Source organism: Halorubrum sp. (assembly GCF_046498025.1).
Taxonomy (GTDB): domain Archaea; phylum Halobacteriota; class Halobacteria; order Halobacteriales; family Haloferacaceae; genus Halorubrum.
In genome coordinates this window covers 1-4,163 of record NZ_JAWOBM010000065.1, presented here as the reverse complement: position 1 = coordinate 4,163, position 4,163 = coordinate 1, and the positions used below count along the sequence as shown (strand labels likewise).

The 4,163-nt window shown below is 63.9% G+C and carries 4 protein-coding genes; 1 reads left to right on the top strand and 3 read right to left on the bottom strand.

Features of this window, described 5'->3' with window-relative positions:
• Positions 1-281: 281 nt before the first annotated feature.
• The 3 genes from R6U01_RS12135 to R6U01_RS12125 form a co-directional block, all read right to left on the bottom strand.
• The gene (locus R6U01_RS12135) at positions 282-422 is read right to left on the bottom strand and encodes a hypothetical protein (protein ID WP_410286714.1); all 141 of its coding nucleotides are present in this window, start codon (positions 420-422) and stop codon (positions 282-284) included.
• A gap of 405 nt (positions 423-827) precedes the next feature.
• Positions 828-1,613, bottom strand: coding sequence for a CPBP family intramembrane glutamic endopeptidase (locus tag R6U01_RS12130; protein WP_410286713.1), 786 nt, complete (start codon positions 1,611-1,613; stop codon positions 828-830).
• 364 nt (positions 1,614-1,977) lie between these two features.
• Positions 1,978-2,295, bottom strand: coding sequence for an RPA12/RPB9/RPC11 RNA polymerase family protein (locus R6U01_RS12125; protein WP_410286712.1), 318 nt, complete (start codon positions 2,293-2,295; stop codon positions 1,978-1,980).
• A gap of 369 nt (positions 2,296-2,664) precedes the next feature.
• Here R6U01_RS12125 and R6U01_RS12120 point away from each other — a divergent pair.
• The coding region (locus R6U01_RS12120) for a tryptophan--tRNA ligase (protein WP_410286711.1) at positions 2,665-4,163 on the top strand (1,499 nt) is incomplete at its 3' end.

Sequence of the window (4,163 nt, the reverse complement as noted above, 5' to 3'; positions counted from 1 at the left end):
CGAGAACGTGGTTCGGTCAATTCCGCGAACTTGTCATGAAATCAGCGGTGCGAAACATTGAACGCGCGATCGAGGGGGCACACCGCTGAACGCTGGCGTCTAAACAAGGCCCAGAGATTGTAGTCATCGCGGGAACTGCGTTATGTTCTCCATCTAAATCCCGAATCAGCCGATAGAATGCGCTTGCTTATTGATCGGAGTAGATTCGACATTGGGTATCGCTGATCTTGTATTTAAGTTTTTGATTCGACAATCGTCCGTCGCCGCCTTACATCGATTCTCTACAGCCACTGCCATCCAAGACCGTGTATCACGATAACAGCCAGCACCCCGAAAACCGCCAGACCCACCATGTAGAGAATCATTATAACTCCCATTTGTTTTGTTGTCATCTCACCTTCAAGTACATCTGAAATTCCCATGAGACTACATAATAATCTGGCTTGATAAATCCTCACAGATTCATCTCCTGCTGATACATTATGAATTTCATAGCAAATCATCTGGTAACGTACGCGCCTACCTCGGAGCGAGGTGCAGTGTATTTGTCCGGTAGTCTGTCGGTTCGCAGTGTTTGCTGACGGATTACTCCCTCCCGTAGACCGACCTCGGTTTGTGCCACATTCGCGCCGCGTATTCAGCGGCGCCTACGACACCTCTTCAAATTCTGTCAGAAGCGACGTGTGAAGTATGGCTGTTCGCTCGTGCGATACCCTACGGTGGAGGGGGTAACGGTGGCTCGTTGGATATTTTCCGGTCCGACGGGGTCGATGGGAGTGGCGCTCTCAGAGACCGGAGCGAAACGTTCGGGCGTCCGGTCGGTGCGTTCAGAGGAACGCGAGCAGGGCGAGTCCGATCCCGATAGCGTTGATGAGCCCGTGGATGAGACTCACCGTCAGCAGGCTGTTCGTCCGTTCGTAGACGTAGCCGAGGATGAACCCGGTCGCCGAGATGCCCAGCACAGCCCCCCAGACACCGACGGAGAGGAGATCCGAACCACCGAACCAGTAACTCGGGATGTGCGTGAGACCGAATCCGATCGAGGTGACGGAGATCGCGGTGATCGCCCCGACCGATTCGCGGAGACGGCCCTGGATGACGCCGCGGAACAGGAACTCCTCGACCGGCGCGATGAACAGGAGGTTGGCGACGATGAACACCGAGTAGACGAAGACGGGGTTCTCGACCGCCGCCGCGTTCGAGATGTTCGTCGCGGATCCGGATCCGAACAGGCTCACGACGACCTCGGTGAGGAGCGACACGACGATGATCGCGGCCAGGCCGGCGAGGATCCAGCCGCCGTCCCGCAGCGTCGGCCGTCGGAGATCATACTCGATCGCTACCGGTCTGAACCGGAGGTAGGCGACGCCGACGACGGCGAGCCAGAGCGTGGCGAGCGACCCGCCGATAAGGAAGGTCAGCGCGAAGCTGTCGCCGAGTCCCACGAGCGGCTGCAGTCGACTGAACCCCTCTATGATCAGCAGAGCGCCGAAGGTCGAGATTCCGAGCAGTGCGATCGCCGTGAGGAAGCTCCGGACGGTCTCACGTTCCGTCGAGCGCCGAGAGGGCGTCTCTGTCGCCGTCCGTTTCTGTTGTTTCGTAATTGAGGCCATTGTGCATCAGGCATGGTTGCCGACTGTGTAGACGACGGCTGATATAATAAATTCGTACTGACACGTTCTGACGTGGCCTGTCCGTCTACTTCTGTGCTCGATCGATACACGCACTGTATCCAGTAGCGCCTGAGCCACCTGCCGAGGTCCAGCGAAGAACGCCGTGCGAGAAACGGCGGTTCCATGCAGCGCGGCGGCCTCTTCTCCTTCGTGTCGGCGACGTCGAACCAGCTGCTCGCTGAGCCCGTGAATCGAGTGTGTTGGACTATTGAGGAGTCCGAACACCGCCCGGTCTTCGGTTCCGTTTCTGGAGAGAGCGTGTGTCCACCGATAATCGAGGCGGCGGGGTTCGCGAGACGCGCCGTCAGGACTCGCGCCACTTGTGGCCGCACTCGACGCAGGTGAACAGTCGGACCTCGTAGGAGCCGCCCGGCTTCGGCATCATCTCGTAGTAGGCCCGGTCGCTGTCGCAGTCGTCCGCCGGGCAGGGCTCTTGCATCGTCTCGGTGGAGCCCCGGGTCGCGTCGGCCACGGCGGGTGCCCCGTCGTCCCGCTGTCCGTCCTGGGTCGTCATCGCCGATTCTGCTTGCGAGTCCCGCGGCTCCTCGTTCGCACAGGAGCGACACACCCACGTGTCGCCCTCCGTGTGCATCATCGAACCGCACTCGTCACAGAATCGCATACAAAATGGGAGTACACGGGTGTCGGATATATGTGTTAACTTCTTGTCTGTCGAGGATTTCGGACAACCGCTCATGCCGACCGTACTGAGTCGTCGAAGGCCCGACGGTTGACCGCGCCCGACCGCTCTCAACTGACCACGGGGCGTCGTAGAGACGGCTCAGAACCTCGGGACGAAAGCGGAGGTCGGTGTCGGTGTCATCGGAATTGTGGCTGTTCATGGGCGGGGGAGCTGTCAAAGCTGCTGGACCTACCCTGACGCGGCGGCAGCCGCCGCACCGGTATCGTCGCCGCCCCGGTACCCGACCTCGCGTGCCACGTCCTCACGCGCAAGCGAACGGTTTTTGCGTCGACCGACGGGAGGGGAGGTATGGACGAGGACATCCCCGAGGAGACGGGGCCGTCGGCGGGCGGTCCCCCCGAGGAGCCCGCGGGATCGCCCCGCACCGACGGCGGGACGGAGCGCGCGGACGGACCGACCGAGGACGTCGCGCTCGACCCGTGGGGGTCGGCGTCGGTCGGCGACTACGCGGACCTCTTCGAGGAGTTCGGCATCGAGGCGTTCGACGACGTCGCCGACGACGTGACCGACCCGCACTACCTGATGCGCCGGGGCGTCATCTTCGGGCACCGCGAGTACGACGCCGTCGCCGAGGCGATGGCGAACGACGAGCCGTTCGCCGCGCTCTCCGGGTTCATGCCCACCGGCGACCCGCACATCGGCCACAAGCTCGTCTTCGACGAGATCATCTGGCACCAGCAGCAGGGCGGGGACGCCTTCGGCCTGATCGCCGACCTCGAGGCCCACTCCGCGCGGGGGATGTCCTGGAACGAGATCGACGAGCACGCGCGCAACTACCTCCTGAGCCTCCTCGCGCTGGGCTTCGACGCCGAGGCGGGCGAGCTGTACCGCCAGTCGGACAACCGCGCGGTCCAGGACCTCGCCTTCGAACTGGGCTCGAAGGCGAACTTCTCGGAGTTCGAGGCGATCTACGGCTTCGACGGCGAGACCAACATCTCACACATGCAGAGCGTGGTCACACAGACCGCCGACATCCTCTACCCGCAGCTCGTCGACGAGCCGAAACCCACCGTCATCCCCGTCGGCCCGGACCAGGACCCGCACGTCCGGCTCACCCGGGACCTGGCGACCCGCGTGCGCTACTTCAAGGTGACCGAGGCGTTCGCGAGCTTCGAGCTCGACGACGCCGAGCGACAGCTCGTCCGGGCCGCCTACGACGCGCTCGCGGCGGGAAGCGGGGCGGTCGACGACGCCGAGACCGACGTGCGCTGCGAGGACGCGGCCGAGTGGCTCGCCGACTACGAGCCGCCGGAGTCAGGGGCGAGCGATGCCGAGGGGGACGCCGACGACGGCCCCGACCTCGCCGCGGCCAAGCCGACCGCCCTCGACAAGCTCCGCGCGGGCGGCAAGGAGCCGCTCCGTCCCCGCGTGCGCTTCTTCGACCGCAACGCCACCGACGAGGCGTTCGAGGCGCTGATCGAGGCGGTCGACGGCGAGAAGCGCGTGTTCGAGGGCCACGTCGACGCCTTCGATCTCACCCGCGGCGAGGCGGAGTCGCTGGCGCGGGAGGTCGAGATCGACAACGACGGGTTCGGCTTCCGGCAGCCCTCCTCGATCTACCACCGGTTCATGACCGGGCTCACCGGCGGGAAGATGTCCTCGTCGGTCCCGGCGAGCCACATCTCCCTGCTCGACGACCCCGAGGACGGCTACGACAAGGTGAAGGCCGCGACCACCGGCGGCCGCGACACCGCCGAAGAGCAGCGCGAGCTCGGCGGCGAGGCCGACGAGTGCCCCGTCTACGAGCTGTACGCCTACCTGCTCGCGGGCGACGACGACGAGCTCAC